We start from the raw sequence: 21,121 nt of genomic DNA, 5'->3' as shown, positions 1-21,121 counted from the left end.
GTGATCTTAAAAGTTGTTGTAAGCGCCGTCGTAGTTTCTGTAATCACCAGTAACACCATTGGCTTTAGTTAGCGTATTACCGAAGGCATAGTTAGTATTAGTTGATGCACCATCGAAAAATACAGTACCTTGATCGGGGCCCTTTGAAGTAATAGTATTGCTTGTAACTTTATTTTTTGTACTACCATCCTGAAAGTAAAGGGCATTACCAAAATTGGTGGTCATAATATTCGATGATACTATTCCGTTTTGACAATTGGAAAACCTTATACATTGGCCATCAGTATTCATGTTATTGTTCTCGATAAAATAGTTATAAGTATCACCAAGATCCATAGCACGTATTTTTGTTTTATCTGTTGTGCTACCAATAAGGTTAAAGGTGTTATTTTCTATAACCCAATTAGTTTTTAATGGTTGGTTTCTGGCAATAGATTCTGCAAGCGTTGGCCCCGAACCTAATAACCCTGTAAAGCCGTAAGTGTTAGATACGAATGTATTTCCTTTGGTTTCCAGGTTTACAGTTCCCGCATTTTCTATTCCATAATATACATTGCTAGTTGTATTCATTCGCATGTTTAAGAAATAGTTATTGTCGATTACTCCATTCAATCCGTAACCAGTTACTGAAACACACGAAGAAGCCGGGCCACTTTGAATGGTCCCAACGTCCTGAAAATTATTGTTGTTAATGTTGTAATTTGTAAACCTTGCAACCATAGGGGTATAATTGTTGTTTTGCAGTTCAACCCCAAATCTGCCTACACTTTTAAATGTGTCGAGGGTAATTGTAATGTTTTTGGCAAGTGAGTTTGTTCCTTCACTAACTAGCTTTATCGCATCGCAGAGCGTATTGGGATTAGAAAACTTACAATTATGAATGTTTATATTATTCATCACGTCGGTAGCACCGTAGTTGGCTATAAAAATAATGCCTTCGGTGTCATTTACAGAGCTGGATTTTGTTGACACGAAACTAATATTATTGATTTCTATGTCTGAGGTTTGACCACTTATTTCAAAGATCTTATCAATTGAACTCTGAAATACAGTTCCTGGTGCAGCATATATATGGATGGTGTTATTATTATTTATACTCACAAAATTAGTGAAGTTATAAGTTCCCTTTGGAAAGTAAATAGTAACATTATTGGCGATAAGTGCCTGTAAGTTTTTACTATTATCGGTGGGGTTATTATTTGTATAAGTAATCTGGTTTGCGCTTGAAGCAACTGTTGTGGCAGATGGTGTTGTAGGGGTAGTGGTTTTCTGAACGCTGGTTTTAGATTGATCCTTTGTACATCGGGCGGCAAATAGTGCCAACAATAGAATAAATGAAATTTTTGTTCTTCTTTTTAAATGCATTTTTTGTTTTGTAATCATAATCATAATTTTTTAGCTAGGGATTTTTACGATAATTTTCTAAAATTGTTTCATAATAAATTAAAAAAATAATCATTAAGCAAACGGATATATTATTAATATATTATTTATTTTATGGTTTTAATGTAACAGTTGTAACAATTGTTGCTTTTCGTTAATGTTGCCTATATGAGGTTTGCCAGGAAAAATCGTTCAAAAATAGCTTACTAACGCCGCCAAATTCGTTTAGCAAGTCACAGACTATGAATCAGTTTAAGCATTCATTTGATGTAATTCTTGTGAAAATTCTCAAAATTTCTTCCTGTTAATATTACGACTTAGAATAAGGTCGGTATTACCGTTGATTATATCCTGTATTCGTCGATAAGTGAAAAAAATTAGAAAACGTAACATGAAAAATTACTACAACTATTCACCATGGTTAATTATTCAAGTATCAGATTATATAATTCTTAACTATGTTTACTGCCTCTCATTGGCAATCGCAAGTAATTATAATTCTCCGTTCCCTATATGGGGGCGAAGCTTTATCATTATTATTAATTTGTTGTGGTTTGCTTGTTCAAGCTATTTTCGCCATTCAACATCTGTTTTTGCGAAAAAAAAGCAATACCATTTCTGGAATAAGCTATTAGCCTATATGGTAATGGTAATACTTTGCTTTTTCTTTACCGGCCAATTTTTTGGGGGGCGTGTGTTTCTATTCTTCTTCTGTATACTCACAACGTTCAATTTTTTGTTGAGGGAGTTTTTATTTAATGTACTTGAAAGACATGCTAATGGAACTATTATTAAGCAAAAAAAAGTAGCTATTTGGGGCTTTAACCAAAGTGCGCTTCGTTTAGCCGAATACTTTAAGACAAATGATACGATCTTCTCGTTTGAGGGTTTTTTGAATGGCGAACATCACGAAAATGCTGATAATGCAAAAGATGAGTTAATTAGTTTTGTAAACCAGCTTGATCAAGCAACCATAAACGGCGTAACCGAGGTTTATACCACACTCTCTCATTGTAGCAATCATATTATAGATGATATGATTTTAGAAGCTAATAAGAGATGTATCAGGTTGAAATTTGTATCGGATTTCAAGTATCCGGCTACAGGTAGTTTTTGCGTAAATTATTTAGACCACATTCAAATTATTAGCCCGAATTCAGAACCCTTGGAAGAAGGCCCTCATCGTATAAGGAAAAGACTGTTAGATATAACAATTAGTCTTTTCGCACTTTTTTTTATTTTGAGTTGGCTTTACCCTCTTTTAGCTATTATTATTAAATGCCAAAGCCCTGGGCCGGTACTTTTCAAACAAAAAAGAACCGGAAGAAATAATCTGCAATTTTGGTGTTATAAATTTAGGAGTATGTACATGAATAATGAAAGCGATACGAAACAGGTTTTTAAAGGCGATGCGAGAATAACGGACGTAGGGAAATTTTTAAGAAAAACAAGCCTTGATGAATTTCCTCAATTTTTTAATGTACTGATCGGAAATATGAGTGTGGTAGGGCCCCGGCCTCATATGCTTAAACACACAGATGAATATAGCCGAATCATTGAGAATTATATGGTCAGGCAATATATGAAACCAGGGATCACCGGATTGGCTCAAATAAAGGGTTTAAGAGGCGAAACCCGCGACGTAAAATCGATGGAGGAAAGAGTTAAACATGATATTTGGTATTTGGAGCACTGGAAGTTTATATTGGATTTAAAAATTATCATCATTACAATTTTTAATATATTTACAGGAAAGGATAAAGTTTATTAAAAAATACATAAATTTATCTTACTTTTATTTATATTAAGTTATAGAATATTTTGAAGTGCTATTGCGTTGCTTGACTCAACTAAGTCAACACATCTGTTTTTTTTTCCTACCTACCTAGAAGCATTTACCATTTTTTTAATTCATCAAAGATTCATCAGAGAATTTAATAATTCTCTATTACATCTATTTGTAAAATTAAAGATGCTGTAATCTTATACTTTATGTTAAACCCGCAATGTAAAATGAAACACTTGCTTTATTATGACGATGAAGTTTTAAAAAAAATCGAAGATAATCTACAGTCGTCGTTACTGACTGGATTCCCTGGAATTACAGCACTTTCAAAACTTCATTTCATTTCTGAAACAAAATTGAAACGCCATTTCAAAGCTAAGTTCAACACTACATTATTTTCATTTTACAGGTTCTTGCAGATGGAAATGGCAGAAAAGTTATTGGACGAAAATCGGTACAATAAAAAACAGATAGCCTGGATGCTAAAGTTTGCAAATCAAAGCAACTTTACTGTTTGGTATAAAAAATATCTGGAACATAAATCTCAAAAGCAAAGCTTGCTTTATAAAGGCAGTAATTCAACCGAGAACTTAATTTTAAGCACTGTAAGTCAGGCTGGATTTCCGGTAGCAGTACTTGATAATAAATTTAAATATGTGGTTTTCTCGAAAGAATGGACTAATGTTTTTGAATTTAAAAAAAATGGCTTAGTTGGCTCCGTCTATAGCCGGATTCTGCCAGAACTCAAAACAATGTGGGCCGATGCGTTAGAAAATTGCGTTAACAACGGAACTGTGCACTTTAATGAGGGACAACTTAATTTAATAAATATGGGGCCTATTTGGATTACCTGGTATATACGTCCCTGGCCACAATTAGATATCAATGAACGATATATATTGATATGTGTTGATGATATTTCACATTTTAAAAAAATGGTTTAATTAGTTCTATCTACAATCGGCTTATACCAGAACTTAAAACAATGTGGACCGATACGTTAGAATTGCATTAAGAAAGGACCAGTGGATATTAATGAAGGTCGGCTGAACTTAATGAATATGAGGCCTGGCCAATATTATCTGGTATATATGTCCATGGATACCAATAGCTAACAATAATCGATATATGTTGATAATATTTCACATTGAAGAATTAATGGGGAATATATCATTTATCTTTTTTGGATATAAGGATCTCCACGCTCCTTTATATATTTTATTACGCCTTAATTCAAACAGCTATTAGATGTCTTCGATTTTGGCATCGTGTTGTAGAATTGAATAGTTGAATCAGCATTTAAGACTCTCTATTGGTGGATATAATTCATTTTTCTGGATACCAAGACCACAGTAAGGGTAAACTTGCCGACAACTGCAATTATATGACATCGACGAGATTTCGTTTAATTTACTTACGGTCATTTGTTTAATTAGTTATGATTTTTAAATTAAATGCATATCGCGAGTTGTATGATAGTTATGATTTATATAAGAATTCCACTTTTAGAGGATGCCAATACTTCCATTTTATGGAACGATGATAAAGACCTTTGGTCTTTTAAAAAAATGACCTGCTTGAATAATAACACTATAGAAGACGAAATGGCCTGGCTGCGTTATAAACTAAAGCAAACGAATCAAATACTGTTTGCTATTTGTCTGCAAGAACTTGACACATATGTAGGTAACGTAGAATTAATTAATATCCGTGGTAATCGTGCTGAACTGCATTGCTATATTGGAAATTCGCTTTACAAGGAAAAAGGAGTGGGGTTACAGGCCGCATTTTTAATGATTCAATACGGCTTTTTAGAAAAAAGTTTAGAAATAATTTACTTGAAAATTCATCCGTCAAATATATCTGCAATAACACGTTATGAAAAACTTGGTTTTGAGATTAATCATCACGAACGCGGGATGCTTTATATGACTATTTCGAAAAATAAATTTTTAAATAAATATTCTATTAGTAGAAATTAAGAAATCGAATTTGAGGTTTATACCCTTATTAGGTAAAGAAAGACCTTTTAAAGCCTGTATTTATGTGTATCATCATGTATTTTAAATTAGAAAGAAGTATATTTAATTATAATAAAATATTAATAATTAAAGCTTTTTAAGTCATCTACCCTGACCAACTCTACTATTTGGGCTCAACTGCACTCATTTCAATGTTTAATTAATTTAAAGATGAATTTATGCAAAGCGAACTTAAAAAATCCGATAACCCAGGTTTAAGAAATGCCTTACGGCATGATGGAAATAATATTCATCATGGGCAAATAATAGAGCGACATATTCGGAGCAATTGTATAAGCATAAGTGAAATCGCCAGGCGATTGGACGTTAGCAGACCTACGTTGTACCACTGGTTTGAAACTAAGAAATTAAGTACTGATATAATTGTTAAAATTGGGTTGGTCACCTCTCATGATTTTTCAGTAGAATTTCCAGATGAGTTAGCTAATAGATCTTGCCTGCTGGATAAAGAAGTATTAAAAGACATTGATGGAGGGGAACAAAACAGCGATCCAATATACTATTGGATGGAAAGATATATTAGATTGCTGGAAAGAATAAATCAAAATTTTTTTAACAATACTAAAGAAGCCTAATATGATTTCACTCGTACTTAACTTATTACTAGTGTTTTAATATGGTAATATCTTGCTAGTATATTTTAGCTGAAGATCTGATTGCTTTATTAAAGACTGTAAAGTTCAATACTACAATCTTAAACATTAAAGGTTCTTTTAGACAACATCGTTTTTTAACTCTAGCGTGAATATCCCCCCAAATTCATTCGCTCATATCTATAAACTGAAGGGATGTGATTTACTTTGGTAATCCAAAGTAGTGTAGTGCTTTTCTGTTTTTTATTTTTCTCCGAAATGTGCTCAGCTCGCTGAATTACTGATCTTGTCTATCAAATCTATAGTCGTGATCTAATCTTTTCTTTATTATAACAATGTTTTAAATAAATAAGATAAAGTCTTTTATTACTTATTCATTTAAACACTAAATGTATCTAATTAAGAACTCTTACGTTTTTTTTAAACCTGATAATTAATAAGTTTTATTTAATTGGTTAATGATGAAAGCAAAAAAAGGAACCAGTCTGATTAGTGGTCCTCATCAATCGCATCAGGATTGCATCAAAAAAATCTTTATTACGCAATTGAGCGATATTTTTAGCATTAAACATTGTCTGTTGGAATACCTACCAATATTTGCAGCTAATGTTTCACGCACGACTCTCAAACAAGCAATACAGGAAAATATTGGAGAAATACATATCCAGTTGAATAGAATTAAAGAGATTTTTAATATGATCGGCGAAAAATATGAGACGCAGGAATGCGACGAAGTAAAAGCAATTACATATGAAATTATTAAAACTGTCAACACTGCAGCTGCATCTAATCTCGAAACAGAGCTCGGTATTCTCTTCGATTTAGTTGCTTTGCAAAGTATGGAGATTACAAGTTATTCAATTTTATATGAACTCGGGTTATCGATACACAATAGTGCTTTGTTGCTCCTAATAAGGCAAAACTTAGATATAGCGAAAGATAATAAGGAGTTATATGAATTAATAATACATGAATATGTTAATTCGGGGGTAATAAAAAAAGGTCACAAATCGGTTTAGTGATTAAGGTAATCGGGAGAATTGCTACTATCGCCATGACGGCAACTTTTCGCAGTATAGAAAGTGAAAATAATGACCGTTTAGGCCGCCTTGTATTTAACACAAATAGTAATTTATATTTTTTTGCACTCTATTTTTATCTTCGTTGTCTCTTCTACGCCCCCATATCAGGAATTAGTAAAGTTATGCTTGTGGGGCATTTAAGAAAGGCCCCCAATTTGTAGTATCCAATAATCTTTACTTTCTACCCAATGATCTTACAATAAACAACAATTATGAATAAAATACTTGTAATGGTGGATTTTTCAGTAAATGCGAACCAAATTGCAGAATATGCATTCAAATTAGCATCCTGTCTTAAAATGGACATTGTTCTACATTGTTGTTTCCAGCATATAGTGTCTATACCCGCATTAAGGGGAGATGGGTGGTCAGAGGAAAGTTTGATAGTCAATCAAAACGCAGGAATTGAAAGGTTACGTCAATTAAGCGTTACTACGCGCAAGCTCGCCGAAACTTTTGCTCCTGATGCCTATCTACCATCTGTAAGGTATCAATGGGTTAACGGTATTTTCGATCCGTTGCTATTGAATTACAATCAGAACGATAAGGTAAATTTATTAATTTCAGGATCGCACCAAAAGACTCCTAGTACTTTAATGGAAGACTGGATCAAAAAATTGGTGGACCGGACAGGGCTAACGTTATTGTTAATACCTCCGGGTATGGAATTTAAACCTTTCAAAAAAATAGTCTTTGTAACTATGTTGAAGGAAGATGAGTATAGGTCAGTTTGCGAAGTCATCAAATTTGCCGATATATTTAAGAGTGAAATCGTGTTAACACGTGTCGTTTCCAATCGGCAGGTTCGTACCTGCTGTGCCAAAAAATACTTCGATGATTTGATGCATCTTAGTCGTTATAATCGCATCAGTTACCAGGAACGATATCAGGATGGGCCACCTGATTTGACAAAATTATCAATGCAAATACCACACGATTTGCTTGCTTTAGTTCGCAGGAGTCGTTCGCTGCAAAATGAGAATCGGGCTATGGCCTTGCAACAAATTGCGCCACTTTTAATCTGCCGTAAAGAAGTGGTAAATAAACCCACGCAGCTTTAGTCGCCCAATTTATGCTGTTTATGTAATTAATTTAATAGATGAATCTATGCACCTAAATCGAGTCCTTAAATTTTTCTAAAAAAACTTTATTAACAGGCATAACTGGCCAGGGTGGCGATTACCTTACTGAATTACTTCTATCAAAGGGATATGTTTGGTAAAGAGAAATTGTTAAAGAATCGGGATACGTTAAGAAAAATCAATTTGAATAGTTATTCTATGAATAAGCAAGCGAAAATATACATAGCTGGTCATAAAGGAATGGTTGGCTCGGCAATTTACCGTAAACTGGTTAAAGAGGGATTCACTAATTTCGTTATGCGTAATTCATCAGAACTTGATTTGCGCAATCAGCAACAGGTAAGCGATTTTTTTAGTCAGGAAAAACCCGAGTATGTGTTTTTATCGGCCGCAAAAGTTGGTGGAATTATAGCTAACAATACTTACCGTGCAGAATTCTTGTACGATAACCTACAGATACAAATGAATGTTATCCATAGCTCTTACCTTAATGACGTAAAAAAAATGATGTTCCTGGGATCAAGTTGTATTTACCCTAAACTGGCTCCTCAGCCGTTAAAAGAAGAATACTTGTTAACAGGTCCGCTTGAGGAAACCAACGAACCTTATGCTATTGCCAAAATTGCAGGCATAAAAATGTGCGATGCTTACCGATCTCAATACGGTTGCAATTATATATCGGTAATGCCTACCAATTTATATGGCTACAATGATAATTATCATCCACAAAATTCACATGTATTGCCGGCTTTAATACGTCGTTTTCATGAGGCTAAAGAGCAAAATATACCGGAAGTTGTTATCTGGGGTACAGGGTCGCCTCAACGTGAATTTTTATTTGCCGATGATTTGGCAGAAGCTTGCTACTACCTTATGCTAATTTATAATGAACCCGGACTAGTCAACATTGGTACAGGTGAAGACTTGTCTATCAAAAACTTGGCTTTACTTGTAAAACAAATAATTGGTTACCAGGGCGAAATAAAATTTGATACTTCAAAACCAGATGGTACACCAAGAAAACTGATGAATGTAACTAAACTGACCGAAGCAGGGTGGAAATATCACACTACCTTAGCCGAAGGCATTGCATTAACATACAAGGATTTTTTAAGCAAAGGTTTATCAGTTGTTGAGCGCTAATAAATTTAAAATTATTTTGTTTAGCTTCTGATTATCGATTAGGATGGCTAGATAAGATAAAGTTGCTAGTCTTGCTGATTCCAATATTCTCGCTCACCGCGATACCCTTTGCTGCATTCGAACAAATGATAGCGGGCTTTCCCACTCCTTACGAAAAGAAAATGTATGCTGAAGCTAGGATGGGTGCCGTACTGAAGAATTATTTGGATACCACCAAGGATAGCGAAACTAAGTTTCAACGCTATATGAAACCGCTGGCTCATGATTTTATAGATCATCGCAACGTAATTCTCCTCTTTTACAACCAATCATTTATTATTTAATTATTTCAATTTTGTTTTCTAGCGATCCTGTAGATTATGATCAGGGCGATGACCGTGATGGTTATAGAAACAGCCGAGGCTTGGTAAACGCCATGAAGGATCGCGTAACCATTTCCCGCGGCCATGGCTCCAAATACTGCAACGCCGATAGCGCCTGCGGTTTGACGGGAGGTGGTGAGTATTGCAGAGGCGGTGCCCGAAAGTTGTTTATCCACACTGCCGAGAACACCATTGATCATGGCAGGTACGGCAAGCCCCATACCGGTTGAAATGGTCAGGAAGGGTAAAAATAGCTTCCAATAGGGGGTATCTGTGCCAGCAATAAACAAGCCAGCGAAACCCAAGGCGAAAATGCCTAATCCAAACAAAATAGGTTTCCAAGTACCGTAACGGGCAATGATGCGTGCGCTGGCTACGTTGGAAAGCACAAAGCCTGCAGTCAGTGGGATAAAGGCCAGACCCGCAACTAAAGATGTATAGTGTAACACCTGCTGTAGATACAGACTTAATACAAAGATGCTTCCGTAATAAGCGCCATTCAACACCGCGCCCAACATTAATAAAGCATTAAATGTACCGGAGCCAAATAAGTACAGCGGCAATACCGGGCGGGACGCTTTTCTTTCGATCCACAAGAAAACTATAAACATTACCAAGAAAAAGACCAAACCTGTGATTACCAATGGATTGCCGAAACTTAGTTTCGGCCCTTCAATAATGGTTGCGATCAGCGCCGTGATCCCCAATGTCCAGCTCAGCTGACCGGCCCAGTCAAATTTCCCACTTCCTGTGTTGACTTTTCCATCTTTCAATCTGAAACTCAGCAGGAAACCCGCCAGGCAGATGGGTATATTGATCAGGAAGATAAACCGCCAGTTGGCGAGTTCGATGAGCAAGCCGCCAATCGTTGGCCCCGCTGCCATCGCCGCGCTACCCGCAGCTGTCCATAATCCCACTGCCCGCGCACGGACCTCCGGCTGATGCGCAAAATGCCCGTTGAGCAAGGCCAGCGAACTGGGTATCATCATCGCTGCCCCCATGCCCTGGATGACCCTGGCTATAACCAGCGACACCCCATCCGGCGCAAAAGCGCAACCTGCGGACGCCAAACCAAAGATGACAATGCCCAACTGAAAGATGCGCCGTGAACCCAGCCGGTCGCTGATACTACCGGCCGAAAGCATCAATACGGCAAAAGCCAAGGTGTAGGCGTCAACCACCCATTGTAATGTACTGATCCCCGCCCTAAAGGCGTTCCCGATCTGTGGCAAAGCAAGGTTTACTATAGAAACATCCAGCTGCGCGACCACAAAAGCCAGGCTCGTTGCCAAAACGACCCATCTGAAAGAAGGTGACTTCATGCGGCAAAGCTAATCATCAGATGGGATAGCCGGAAAATTAAATCGTCGCATCCTCAAACATAACGCCTGCCGAATGCTTGTGCATGGGTATGACTGTTATCCAAAATGTAAAACCCTTAAATGCGGAAACGCTGTTCGGCTTATTGAAAACCGGATTCGTTGATTATATCAATGCGATTACTGGAAGTACACCTGATCGCTTTCCTGACAGAACAAGCTAGTTAAATTAAAACCAACAATCATGAGCAAAGACAAAGGCAGTAAGAACGTTAAAAAGGCCCCGGCAACTGACGGTAAAAAAAGTACATCTGATTATCAGAGCGGTAAGAAAACAGTTTCTAAGGATGACGTATCCGCAGGCAAAAAGAAATAATGCCTGCTGCCACTCCCTGTTTTTATAAAGATTAAAAATCCTTAGTTTCGGATTTTTAATTTGAATTATGCTAACGGTAGAAAAGATCGGCGGGACTTCGATGAGTGCGCTCAAAGAAGTGATCGAAAATATTATTTATTTTAATGGGCAGCTGCAGGACCGTGTGTTCGTGGTATCGGCGTTTTCGGGTGTGACCAACTTGTTATTAGAAAACAAGAAAACCAAGGCGCCGGGCGTTTATCACAAACTGGCGAATAATGAAGATTATCATGAGACGCTCACCGAGGTTGCAAACCAACTAAAATCGCTGAATCAATCATTTGGAACGCTTGGTCTTGATGTGGCCAAAGCCAATGATTTTATTGACCGGCACATTGCCAAAGCGCTGACCTATTTGGAAAGCGCCACAACCATGCTCGCTTCGGGTTACCTCAACGAGGGTATCCTGCTGGCCGCCCGGGAAATATTAGCTTCTATTGGTGAGACTCATTCGGCTTATGTTCTTGCTGATATACTCCAGCGCAAAGGCATCAATGCCAAACTCATTGACCTGTCGGGTTTTGAGGATCGTCGCGCGCTGACCATCAGCGAGCGGATCGCTGATGCTTTTAGGGCTATTGATCTGAGCAACTGCATCTGTATCACGACAGGCTATGCCAAGGGGACTGAAGGTATTATGCGCGAGTTTGATAGGGGGTATTCCGAAGTCACTTTTAGTAAGATCGCCGAAATTTTAAAACCACAGGAAGCCATTATCCATAAGGAATACCATTTATCCACGGCAGATCCCGGCCTGGTGGGTATAGAGAACGTTAAGCCCGTCGGCAATACCAATTATGATATTGCCGATCAACTCGCCGACGTAGGTATGGAAGCCATCCATCCCAAAGCAGCCAAACCGTTGGAAATGGCCGGTATACACCTGCGGATCAAGAATACTTTTGAACCGGCTCATCCCGGCACCCTCATCACCAAAGATTACATCAGCAAGATTAAAAGGGTAGAAGTGATCACTGGCACCGACCAGCAACTCCTGATCGATATCTACGACCCGCTGATGACTGGCAACGTCGGCTCCGACCTAGCCATCATGCAGCTCTTTTACCAGCATGGCGTTAGTTACACTTTCAAAGTTACCAGCGCCAACAGCATCAGCATCGTCATCTGGGAAAGCGACTTCAAACCAGAACTCATCACCGACCTGGAAAAGCAATTCGAAAAAGTAAGCACCGAACCCGTCGCGATGGTCTGTCTCCTCGGCACTAACATGGACCAGCCCGGTCTCCTCGCCAACGCTGCCAGAGCCCTCGCCAAATACGAGATCAACATCATCAGTGCGGGTGTCGCCAAAGGCAAAGTCAACATTCAATTCTTGATCGAACGAGCGCAGTTCAAGACGGCCATCATCGCATTAAATAAAGTGGTAGGGTAAGATTCCTATGTTTCAAGCTTTTTCCATCCAAGTGCTTGCGCCGGAATCAGGTGGTCTGGTTCAATGTTTATAGTTTGTTTTATGCTTTTTTTATGAGGTAGGCCAAGTCGTGAAAATTTTTAATATAATGAGTAGCGCCAGCAGATTTCTTTACTCCATGGCGCAAAATTTGGACTGTAATTAATTCTAGGTTTTTCCCGGCAGCTATTTCTGAGTTAATGCTATCTCCAACTATTATAACACTTTCTTTATCAAGATTAAAGTTCTTTAATATCTGTGTAAAGATTCTCGTTTTTCCTATACAACCTTCATCATCATCGTCATGTATGAAAATTTCATCAAAATCCTTACGAATGCTAAGATTATCGATTTTAAGATTCTGGAACTTAAAATGACCTGAAGTAACTAAAAAACGCCGGCCAGATATATTCTTTATGGCCGGATAGTCTGAATATGTATCTAGTTGATAATCAATAGTCATTTTATCGAAAGCAATTTCAACGATATTGACCATCTCAACAGGGAATTCATATTTCTTGATTATCTCGCGTATAGATATTCTATAGCAATCGTTCATGATCTCTTGTAGCTTTGTAATTGGAAAATGTTTTTTCCCCACATCTAGAATTGCATTAAAAACTGGTGATGCAACATCCTTGGATATAGCACTGACAGGATAAATTGTATTGTCGAGGTCGTAAATAATGGCACTAGGAGATTTCATTATAAGATTTAATAAGAGAATAGTGGAGGTGCTTAAATCGGATTATAACTAGCATGAAGTGTGACAGGTTAAGACATTTTTGCTTAATTAGTTATTTTTTCTCATTAATCGAAATCCCACCCCAATATTTTATGACACTGGAGGATGAAACAACGAAGCCTGCTTCCAATGTACGCAATATGCCTGTGGATAAAAAATCGAAAAAGAGGTGTTTTATAAGGGATAGAATTTTAGATGATTGTTTAACATTGCAGGTAAGATGACGGAGTTCAATCCAGTGATGCAACTGGCTTATGATTACTTAGAAAGTACGAATACTGTGGTTTTCCTGACGGGTAAGGCGGGAACAGGTAAAACTACGTTTCTGCAAAACCTGCGGCATACTTCCAAAAAGAAACTGGCGGTAGTGGCGCCGACGGGTGTGGCAGCGATCAATGCAGGTGGAATGACTATTCATTCTTTCTTTCAACTGCCATTCGGGCCACTGATACCCGGTGGCACGGAACGACCGGAAGTACATTACAGCCTGGAAAAAAAAGAATTGTTAGCTGCTTTGGAGTTGTTAATTATTGACGAAATCAGTATGGTCAGGCCGGATGTGCTGGACCAAATCGATCTGATCCTAAGGAACATCAAAGGTTCGACTTATCCTTTTGGCGGGGTACAATTGTTATTAATCGGGGATTTGTCTCAGCTAAGCCCGATCATTCGCGAGGAAGAATGGGGTATCCTACGGCCCCACTATGCGACCCCGTATTTCTTTAGCAGCCTGGTAATGCAAAAAGCGGCTTATGTGCGCATTGAACTCAACCATGTGTTTCGGCAAAAGGAGCAGGCTTTTGTGGATATTTTAAATGAGGTACGCAACCAACAACTCAGCCCTGAAAGTTTAGCGTTGCTGAATGCACGCTATGTACCGGATTTTCGACCTACTGCCGAAGATCCTTATATCACACTAACCACTCATAACGGGATTGCCCAACAAGTCAATTCGGAGTTTTTGGATGCATTGGCGGGTAATGAAATAGAGTTTACTGCGACGATTCGCGGAGAGTTTCCAAAGGATGCCTATCCGACAGAAACCAGTTTAAAGCTGAAGACCGGTGCGCAGGTGATGTTTGTGAAAAATGATAGTTCAGCAGAAAAGCTATTTTATAATGGCAAGATTGGAACGGTAACCCGTATTGAGGACAAGACTGTTTTTGTGCAATGCGGACGTGAAGAAAAGGAACTTTCGGTTGAGGCACTGGAATGGACAAATGTGAAATATCAATTGGCGGGTGAGGCAATCAATGAAACAAATGTAGGTAGTTTTGCACAGATACCGTTAAAACTAGCCTGGGCGATTACGATCCATAAAAGCCAGGGTTTGAGTTTTGATAAGGCGATCATCGATGTTTCGGAATCATTCGCGCATGGGCAGGCTTATGTGGCTTTGAGCCGCTGCCGAACCTTATCCGGGATGATATTGCGTAACCCGATAGCTGCGCATAATATCATCGGTGATCCTGCCGTCGCCCGTTTTACCGAGCAGGCTAAAACTATTGCTCCTGATGCGAAAAGCTTGGAGCATGCCCAAGAATTATACCGAAGGTTCCTGCTGACAGAATTGTTTAATTTTGTTCCACTGCAAGTTAAACTTAACGGTTTTGACTTGATGCTACCGACGTTCAAAAGCGATATTTTAAACGTGGCTGAAAAGTTTATTAAACAATTAAATCCTGAACGAAGTCCACAAGCGGCAAGCTATTTTTTGGAGAAATCCCTGGCGGCTATCGAATCGCTGCATCTGCAATTACCATCGCTCATTGGCCAGTCAAAAGATAGGGCGGCTAAGGCGGACCAGTTGATTAGCTGGCTGATGAACCGTATCCGTTTACTGGAGTGTTTCGCAGTTCATCCTTTTGCCACAGATAGTTACCTGGCGCTGGCTAAAAATAAATTGGCGACGCCTTTGTATTCTTATTTAAAGGCGTTAAATGCGCTACCCAATGAATTACTCTATGAGCGGTTACTTGAGTGGCGGGAAGTAAAGGCATTAGCGGATGAGGTGATGCCAAGCATGATACTATCTGAGAAAACAGTAGCGGCTATTGCGGAGAAGCTGCCGGAGACGCTTAAGGCATTGAGCGGCATTAAAGGAGTTGGGCCGCATAAGGCTGGCCAATATGGCGCGGAACTAATCGGGCTCATCCGTGTTTACCAGCGTGAGTTATCGGGTGGGGGAGCGGAACAGGTTAACTTGTTTTGATCTCAACGTGTCTTCACCAGCATTGCCTGAAAAATTAAGATTTCACTACAACGCTAGCGCGTTTTACAAATTGGCCAAATTATCGTAATCTGCCTGTGTATCGATATCAATACTTCCTTGCTTAAACGTTACCGTGGCCACATGTTCCGGGTGGTTTTTGATGATTTTTTTAGCACCTTCCTGTCCCTGTAATAGCAACAATTCAGGAAACCATGCTTTAGTAAATAACACAGGTGCGCCCGTGGTGCCATTATATGTGCAGGCCACTATGGATTTACCTGTCTGAAGCTGCGTTGTGATCATTGAATTAAGCAATTCCGCGCTTACAAAAGGTTGGTCACACAGCATAATAATAATCGCACTAATGGTAGCATCTTTTGTTATTGCGCTAACAGCAAGTCGTATGGATGAAGCCATGCCTCCCTTCCAGTCATCATTATAAATGATGTCGGCGTTTGCAATAGGCGCGATCTGATCAGCATTAGCGCCAAGTATAACCATGACCGGCACGCAAGCCGAAGCCAGCGCGGTTCCAACAGCCCTTTGCAAAAGTGTCTGCCCCTGAAATAAAAGGTTTTGTTTGGGCCGTCCCAGTCTGCCTGATTCTCCTGCTGCAAGTATAATAAGGCCGGTCATCGTTATATTATAAGCTATGTATAACGGAAGTTTTATATTTTAACGGGTTGCCGCTTCTTGCAGAGAATACTGCTTTGATCTCTGCAATGATGGATAAAGCGATCTCTTCAGCATTTTCTGATCCGATATCCAATCCTACCGGCCCGTGTATAGCATCCATATTTTCATCAGTAATGTGTGCACCTTTGTCTTCCAGCTCGCCCAGCATGCGTTCCAGTTTCTTTTTTGGCCCCAGAATACCTATGTAGGATACCTTTAAAGGTAATAGTTCCTTTAAAAAAGCGATCTCATAATTATAATTATGGGTCATCAGCACAAAGGCTGTCCATTCATTTAATTCCAGGTTATCCAATACCTGTTCAGGTTTGGCGACCAATACTTTTTGGGCTAGCCGAAAACGATCAGCTACAGCATAGTTTGGCCGGCCATCAATTACGGTAATGTCCCAGCCTAATACGGCGGCTATTTTGGTTAATGGAATAGCATCATTTCCTGCACCAATAATAACCAAAGATATCAATGGCTTCACGCATTCAATAAATGCAGTATAATTATTATAGTTAAAAATCGAAGATGATTGATTGGTTAAAGCGTCTCTGGCATCTATTGATAGTTCATTTTGAAAGGGCAGGTTTTCCAGTCCATTAGCGAGCATTTTATGGTGGGTAAGGGATAAACAGGTGCCCGGCTGTGGAGCTTTCCGGTTTTCAATGGAAAATAAAGTAACCAGTACCGCATAGCCACGCGTGGCTATGATCGTTTTTAACAGATCTATTGGATTGTTTGATCGTTCATGTATTGGTTCAATAAGGATATGAATGATGCCATTACAGCCAAGGCCAACACCTAGTTTGGCATCGTCATCATCCATAGTATCATAGGTAACCAGTAATGCTTCCTGCTGTAAGATTACCATCCTTGCTTTACGTAAAGCATCGCCCTCCAAACATCCCCCGCTAATCGCACCAGTTAGCTGTCCGTCCTCGGTGATCAGCATTCTTGCGCCGGCTTTCCGGTAAGCCGAACCCTCCACCAATACCACAGTGGCCAGGGCCGTTTTTTTGCCCTGCCTGCTGGCTATCGCGTAAGCGTCGACAATATCGATGATCTCCTTCATAGTAATTCTAAATGAGCTTATCGGGTGTGATTGGCAGATCCCTTACCCGTATACCGGTGGCATTGTAAACCGCGTTTGCAATGGCGGGTGCTACGCCAATCAATGAAATTTCCCCGATGCCTTTGGTACCGACCGGATTGATGATAGGGTCGGCCTTATCAATAAAGATAGCCTCGATCTGGGGGATGTCGGCATTCACTGGTACATGGTAGTCTGCGAAATTCCCATTAACATAGCGGCCAAAACGGTCGTCAATGATGGCTTCTTCGGTCATAGCCATGCCGATGCCGCCAACCGCGCCGCCCTTCATCTGGCTGGCTGCTGTTTTATGGTTCACTATTTTACCAGCATCAACCACAGCGATCAGGTTCTTGATCTTTACCACACCGGTTAGCGGGTGTACATAAACTTTGGCAAAATGTGCCGAAAAGGAGTACATCGAGTAATTTTTGGCGTTATCGCCACTTTGTGATCCTTTTGTTACTTCCAGATATGGTAAATTTTGCTGTTTTAAAACGCCGGCATAATCAATATCATCCGTACTATCCTGTGGCTTACCTTGTAATATGTATAGTTTTTGTTTCAAGGCTACGCAAACATCATGCACGGCTGAGCCAACGGATGAAACCGTTGACGAACCGCCCTGTGTAGGTGCAGGCGGTAAGGAGGAATTACCGAGATCGAAAGTGATCTTTTCTGCGGGTAGGCCTAACGTGTCTGCCGCGATCACAATCATGGCGGTATTGGTGCCGGGCCCAATATCGGTTGTGGCACTTTGAATATTTACGCTTCCATCGGCCATGAGTTTGATTTTAGCTTCGGCGTGGCCGCGATAAGCGCCGAAGGCACCACAGCCAATGCCATAACCTACTAACCAGTCGCCGTCTTTTACCGTACCGGGTTTTTGCGCGCGATTGCTCCATCCGATACGATCGGCACCTAATTGATAACATTCTTTTAAATATTTGCTCGACCAGGGTAGGTTGCGTTCCTGGTCGGCATCAGTATAATTTCTTAGTCTTAACTCAATAGGGTCGAGGTTTAAGGCATAGGACAGTTCATCCATAGCCGATTCCAGCGCGTAAGCGCCGGTTGATTCACCGGGACCTCGCATGGGCGCAGGCACGCCGATATTCAACGGCACCACTTTGTAACGGGTATTGGCATTAGGGCTTTGGTAGAGGAACCTGGAAACATTTACCGCGCCTTCCGTAAATTCTTCATATACGGCAGTTTGCGAATGCGATTCATGGGTAATACCAACTAACTTTCCATCCGCGGTAGCGCCTAATCCTATTTTTTGGATGGTTAGCGGCCGGTAGCCTACCAATGTAAACATTTGCTCACGAGTAAGTGTCAATTTTACCGGGCGTTTAACCAGTCTTGCCGCCTGTACAGCCGCTATCTCATGCGGCCAGGTACGCAATGAGGAACCAAAGGCACCGCCCACAAAACGCGAATTGATCTGCACATTCGTTGGCTCGAGATCAAAAGCGGCAGCAACCGCCCTTTGCGAACTCATTACCCCTTGTGATTTGGTATAAACGGTCACATGATCATCACCCTCCCAATAGGCGGTGGTTACATGTAATTCCATTGGGTTATGCATTTCTGATGGCTGTATATATTCCTGCTCAATTTTTACAGGCGCGTTTTTATATGCATCGGCTTCGCCGCGTACATAATCTTTATACTTACCGCCATCCGGTGTTACACCGCTGTCGAAGTTTTTATGAAAGTTGGTTTCAAATGGCTGTGCCTGGTAAGTGGCTTTTACCAGGGAGGCTGCGTAAGTGGCGCGCTCAAAAGTATCCGCTACAACCAGGGCTATTGGCTGGCCGTTAAAATGAATCTGGTTATCATTAAATAGCTTTAAGCCTTTTACAGGCTTTTTAGCGTCGGGCTGGTAACCGGGCACTTTGGGTGCGTTAAATGGCGTAATTACTGCTAATACACCCGGCGCGTATTTCGCTGCCCTGATATCGACAGCGGTAACGGTACCATTCGTAATGGTGGTGGGTACAAGCACCGCGTAAGTTAAATTTGGGAACTTATATTCACCGGAATATTTTGCACCACCGGTTACTTTTAACCTGCCATCCACCCGGTTCAGCGGTTCTCCTATCGTATCTTTTTTCATGATGCTACTGTTATGAAGAGGCTATTCCTGATGCCATTTTTAAACTTTGCACTAAAGTGTTCGGCGCAAGTTTGAGTTTAAACTGATTATACTGATAAGCCTTAGCGCCCTGCATGGCTATTTGCGATGCCTGTTTAAAATGATCCTCACTGACTGCCTTGCCTTTTAAAAATTCCTCCGCAATGGTTAACCGCCAGGGTTTATGCGCAACGCCGCCCATAGCCAACCTTGCTTCTTTGATGGTACCATTTTCAATATATAAGGCAACCGCCGCGGATGTCAAAGCAAATGCATAGGAGGAACGGTCGCGCACTTTCAGGTAATACACATTTTTGGTAAAAGGGGTATACGGCAGGTCAACGGCGGTGATGAGTTCACCTTTTTGCAGGGTATTATCCAGTTCAGGATGATTGCCGGGTAAACGATGAAAATCAGCTATTGGAATTGCCCGCTCGCCTTTTGGGCCGCTGACATGCACCACAGCATCAAGCGCCCGCATGGCCACATTCATATCACTTGGGTTTACCGCAATACACTGCTCGCTCGCGCCAAATATGGCATGCATACGGTTAATGCCTTCCAGCGCGCCACAGCCACTGCCTGGGCTACGTTTATTACAAGGCATCGTAGTATCAAAAAAATAGGGACACCTCGTGCGCTGCATCAGGTTACCGCCAACGGTAGCCATGTTCCGCAACTGGGGCGATGCACCGGCATTGATAGCTAAGGAAAGCAGCGGAAAGTGAGATTTAATGAGGTCGTTTTCGGCTACATCACTATTGGTTACCAAAGCGCCGACGCGCAGCGCATGGGGCATCTTCTCGATTTTTGAAAAAGGTAGATGGTTAATGTCTATCAGTTTTGATGGGATAACCACGCCCATTTTCATCAGGTCGATCAAATTGGTGCCGCCTGCTAAAAAATGTGCATTCGGATCTTTGGCTGCTAACTTCACCGCGCTTAGCGATTCATTTGCCTTATTATACTGGAACTGGTTCATGCGTTTCCACCTCCCTTGGCAACATCCTGTATCGCGTTTACAATATTTGGGTAGGCCCCGCAGCGGCAGATATTGCCGCTCATAAATTCCCTGATCTCCGTTTCAGAATTGGCATGCCCTTCGTGGATACAGGCGACCGCCGACATAATTTGGCCGGAGGTGCAGTAACCGCATTGAAAACCGTCGCGCTCAATAAAGGCCTGCTGCATTGGGTGCAATTCATCGCCTTTTGCCAGGCCCTCAATGGTGGTGATCTTTTTGCCATTGTTGGTGATAGCCAGACTCAGACAGGAATTGATCCGCCTGCCATTGACGTGTACCGTACAGGCGCCGCACTGGCCTCTGTCGCAGCCTTTTTTTGTGCCTGTCAGGTCCAATTGTTCGCGTAATACATCCAACAGGGTACTCCTCGGCTCAACCGAGAGCTGGCAGGCTACGCCGTTCACTTCCATGGTCAGGGGCATTTTTTCAAAAACAGCGGCAATTTGCTCGTCCAGCTTATTTTCAGCCGCCTTCACAATGCCAACTGGTGCAAGTGCGATAGCTGTTAAAAAAGTGGTTTGTTTCAAAAAATCACGACGGTTACCGGATAACAGCGATTCGTCCCCGGGTGGTATATCTTTCTTTTGATCAGACATTATCATAGGATAAAA

At 40.6% G+C, this 21,121-nt stretch carries 19 protein-coding genes; 11 read left to right on the top strand and 8 right to left on the bottom strand.

The window, feature by feature from the left end:
* Positions 1-6: 6 nt before the first annotated feature.
* The gene (locus tag GSQ74_RS16050) at positions 7-1,383 is read right to left on the bottom strand and encodes a hypothetical protein (RefSeq protein ID WP_158995061.1); all 1,377 of its coding nucleotides are present in this window, start codon (positions 1,381-1,383) and stop codon (positions 7-9) included.
* Positions 1,384-1,774: 391 nt separating this feature from the next.
* Between GSQ74_RS16050 and GSQ74_RS16045 the strand changes: the two genes are divergently transcribed.
* The 8 genes from GSQ74_RS16045 to GSQ74_RS16010 all read left to right on the top strand — a co-directional run bounded on the left by GSQ74_RS16045 (position 1,775) and on the right by GSQ74_RS16010 (position 9,434).
* Positions 1,775-3,154, top strand: coding sequence for an exopolysaccharide biosynthesis polyprenyl glycosylphosphotransferase (locus tag GSQ74_RS16045; protein ID WP_158995059.1), 1,380 nt, complete (start codon positions 1,775-1,777; stop codon positions 3,152-3,154).
* Between the two features lie 242 nt (positions 3,155-3,396).
* On the top strand, positions 3,397-4,113 hold the full coding sequence (locus GSQ74_RS16040) for a helix-turn-helix domain-containing protein (RefSeq protein WP_158995051.1): 717 nt from the start codon (positions 3,397-3,399) through the stop codon (positions 4,111-4,113).
* 528 nt (positions 4,114-4,641) lie between these two features.
* Entirely contained in the window at positions 4,642-5,151 is a 510-nt protein-coding gene (locus GSQ74_RS16035; RefSeq protein WP_158995049.1) for a GNAT family N-acetyltransferase, read from the top strand.
* Positions 5,152-5,369: 218 nt separating this feature from the next.
* Positions 5,370-5,786 carry a TetR/AcrR family transcriptional regulator gene (locus tag GSQ74_RS16030; RefSeq protein WP_158995047.1) on the top strand — a complete coding sequence of 139 codons (417 nt, stop codon included), beginning with the start codon at positions 5,370-5,372 and terminating at the stop codon, positions 5,784-5,786.
* Between the two features lie 476 nt (positions 5,787-6,262).
* On the top strand, positions 6,263-6,823 hold the full coding sequence (locus GSQ74_RS16025) for a DUF892 family protein (protein ID WP_158995045.1): 561 nt from the start codon (positions 6,263-6,265) through the stop codon (positions 6,821-6,823).
* A 275-nt stretch (positions 6,824-7,098) separates the two neighbouring features.
* Positions 7,099-7,947 (top strand): universal stress protein, encoded by an 849-nt coding sequence (locus GSQ74_RS16020; protein ID WP_158995043.1) that lies wholly within the window; start codon positions 7,099-7,101, stop codon positions 7,945-7,947.
* 219 nt (positions 7,948-8,166) lie between these two features.
* Entirely contained in the window at positions 8,167-9,111 is a 945-nt protein-coding gene (locus GSQ74_RS16015) for a GDP-L-fucose synthase (protein WP_158995042.1), read from the top strand.
* A gap of 71 nt (positions 9,112-9,182) precedes the next feature.
* Entirely contained in the window at positions 9,183-9,434 is a 252-nt protein-coding gene (locus GSQ74_RS16010; RefSeq protein ID WP_216846761.1) for a hypothetical protein, read from the top strand.
* A 5-nt stretch (positions 9,435-9,439) separates the two neighbouring features.
* Here GSQ74_RS16010 and GSQ74_RS16005 read toward each other — a convergent pair whose 3' ends face one another.
* On the bottom strand, positions 9,440-10,795 hold the full coding sequence (locus tag GSQ74_RS16005) for an MFS transporter (RefSeq protein ID WP_158995038.1): 1,356 nt from the start codon (positions 10,793-10,795) through the stop codon (positions 9,440-9,442).
* A gap of 241 nt (positions 10,796-11,036) precedes the next feature.
* Here GSQ74_RS16005 and GSQ74_RS22905 point away from each other — a divergent pair, with 241 nt between their 5' ends.
* Both GSQ74_RS22905 and GSQ74_RS16000 read left to right on the top strand, forming a co-directional pair.
* On the top strand, positions 11,037-11,168 hold the full coding sequence (locus GSQ74_RS22905) for a hypothetical protein (RefSeq protein ID WP_256366303.1): 132 nt from the start codon (positions 11,037-11,039) through the stop codon (positions 11,166-11,168).
* Positions 11,169-11,235: 67 nt separating this feature from the next.
* Positions 11,236-12,600, top strand: coding sequence for an aspartate kinase (locus GSQ74_RS16000; protein WP_158995036.1), 1,365 nt, complete (start codon positions 11,236-11,238; stop codon positions 12,598-12,600).
* 79 nt (positions 12,601-12,679) lie between these two features.
* On the opposite strand, the gene GSQ74_RS15995 is transcribed toward GSQ74_RS16000, so the two are convergent.
* Positions 12,680-13,324: an HAD family hydrolase gene (locus tag GSQ74_RS15995; protein WP_158995034.1), complete on the bottom strand. Its 645-nt coding sequence runs from the start codon at positions 13,322-13,324 to the stop codon at positions 12,680-12,682.
* Positions 13,325-13,583: 259 nt separating this feature from the next.
* Here GSQ74_RS15995 and GSQ74_RS15990 point away from each other — a divergent pair, with 259 nt between their 5' ends.
* A complete protein-coding gene (locus tag GSQ74_RS15990) occupies positions 13,584-15,575 on the top strand; it encodes an HRDC domain-containing protein (RefSeq protein WP_158995032.1) in 1,992 nt (663 codons plus the stop codon).
* Between the two features lie 63 nt (positions 15,576-15,638).
* Here GSQ74_RS15990 and GSQ74_RS15985 read toward each other — a convergent pair whose 3' ends face one another.
* Genes GSQ74_RS15985 through GSQ74_RS15965 form a run of 5 tightly spaced genes read right to left on the bottom strand, consistent with a single transcriptional unit; the run spans position 15,639 to position 21,106 of the window.
* A complete protein-coding gene (locus tag GSQ74_RS15985) occupies positions 15,639-16,211 on the bottom strand; it encodes an NTP transferase domain-containing protein (RefSeq protein WP_158995030.1) in 573 nt (190 codons plus the stop codon).
* Between the two features lie 7 nt (positions 16,212-16,218).
* Positions 16,219-17,328, bottom strand: a complete 1,110-nt coding sequence (locus tag GSQ74_RS15980; protein ID WP_158995028.1) for an XdhC family protein — start codon at positions 17,326-17,328, stop codon at positions 16,219-16,221.
* 7 nt (positions 17,329-17,335) lie between these two features.
* Positions 17,336-19,468 carry a xanthine dehydrogenase family protein molybdopterin-binding subunit gene (locus GSQ74_RS15975; RefSeq protein ID WP_158995026.1) on the bottom strand — a complete coding sequence of 711 codons (2,133 nt, stop codon included), beginning with the start codon at positions 19,466-19,468 and terminating at the stop codon, positions 17,336-17,338.
* Positions 19,469-19,478: 10 nt separating this feature from the next.
* Positions 19,479-20,468 carry a xanthine dehydrogenase family protein subunit M gene (locus tag GSQ74_RS15970; RefSeq protein ID WP_158995024.1) on the bottom strand — a complete coding sequence of 330 codons (990 nt, stop codon included), beginning with the start codon at positions 20,466-20,468 and terminating at the stop codon, positions 19,479-19,481.
* Complete coding sequence (locus tag GSQ74_RS15965; protein ID WP_158995022.1) at positions 20,465-21,106, bottom strand: (2Fe-2S)-binding protein; 642 nt, start codon at positions 21,104-21,106, stop codon at positions 20,465-20,467. The genes GSQ74_RS15970 and GSQ74_RS15965 overlap by 4 nt, the downstream gene beginning before the upstream one ends.
* Positions 21,107-21,121: the final 15 nt, after the last annotated feature.

Origin of the sequence: Mucilaginibacter sp. L196 (genome assembly GCF_009765905.1) — a bacterium.
GTDB lineage: Bacteria > Bacteroidota > Bacteroidia > Sphingobacteriales > Sphingobacteriaceae > Mucilaginibacter.
This window is presented reverse-complemented; position numbering and strand designations above follow the sequence as displayed.

Coding starts and splice junctions, on each gene's coding strand:
- GSQ74_RS16045 (WP_158995059.1), top strand. CDS start 1,775: ATGAAAAATTACTACAACTATTCACCATGGTTAATTATTCAAGTATCA.
- GSQ74_RS15965 (WP_158995022.1), bottom strand. CDS start 21,106: ATGTCTGATCAAAAGAAAGATATACCACCCGGGGACGAATCGCTGTTA.
- GSQ74_RS16040 (WP_158995051.1), top strand. CDS start 3,397: ATGAAACACTTGCTTTATTATGACGATGAAGTTTTAAAAAAAATCGAA.
- GSQ74_RS16030 (WP_158995047.1), top strand. CDS start 5,370: ATGCAAAGCGAACTTAAAAAATCCGATAACCCAGGTTTAAGAAATGCC.
- GSQ74_RS16025 (WP_158995045.1), top strand. CDS start 6,263: ATGATGAAAGCAAAAAAAGGAACCAGTCTGATTAGTGGTCCTCATCAA.
- GSQ74_RS16015 (WP_158995042.1), top strand. CDS start 8,167: ATGAATAAGCAAGCGAAAATATACATAGCTGGTCATAAAGGAATGGTT.
- GSQ74_RS16005 (WP_158995038.1), bottom strand. CDS start 10,795: ATGAAGTCACCTTCTTTCAGATGGGTCGTTTTGGCAACGAGCCTGGCT.
- GSQ74_RS15980 (WP_158995028.1), bottom strand. CDS start 17,328: ATGAAGGAGATCATCGATATTGTCGACGCTTACGCGATAGCCAGCAGG.
- GSQ74_RS15995 (WP_158995034.1), bottom strand. CDS start 13,324: ATGAAATCTCCTAGTGCCATTATTTACGACCTCGACAATACAATTTAT.
- GSQ74_RS15970 (WP_158995024.1), bottom strand. CDS start 20,468: ATGAACCAGTTCCAGTATAATAAGGCAAATGAATCGCTAAGCGCGGTG.
- GSQ74_RS16000 (WP_158995036.1), top strand. CDS start 11,236: ATGCTAACGGTAGAAAAGATCGGCGGGACTTCGATGAGTGCGCTCAAA.
- GSQ74_RS16035 (WP_158995049.1), top strand. CDS start 4,642: ATGATAGTTATGATTTATATAAGAATTCCACTTTTAGAGGATGCCAAT.
- GSQ74_RS15985 (WP_158995030.1), bottom strand. CDS start 16,211: ATGACCGGCCTTATTATACTTGCAGCAGGAGAATCAGGCAGACTGGGA.
- GSQ74_RS15990 (WP_158995032.1), top strand. CDS start 13,584: ATGACGGAGTTCAATCCAGTGATGCAACTGGCTTATGATTACTTAGAA.
- GSQ74_RS16050 (WP_158995061.1), bottom strand. CDS start 1,383: ATGATTACAAAACAAAAAATGCATTTAAAAAGAAGAACAAAAATTTCA.
- GSQ74_RS22905 (WP_256366303.1), top strand. CDS start 11,037: ATGAGCAAAGACAAAGGCAGTAAGAACGTTAAAAAGGCCCCGGCAACT.
- GSQ74_RS16020 (WP_158995043.1), top strand. CDS start 7,099: ATGAATAAAATACTTGTAATGGTGGATTTTTCAGTAAATGCGAACCAA.
- GSQ74_RS15975 (WP_158995026.1), bottom strand. CDS start 19,468: ATGAAAAAAGATACGATAGGAGAACCGCTGAACCGGGTGGATGGCAGG.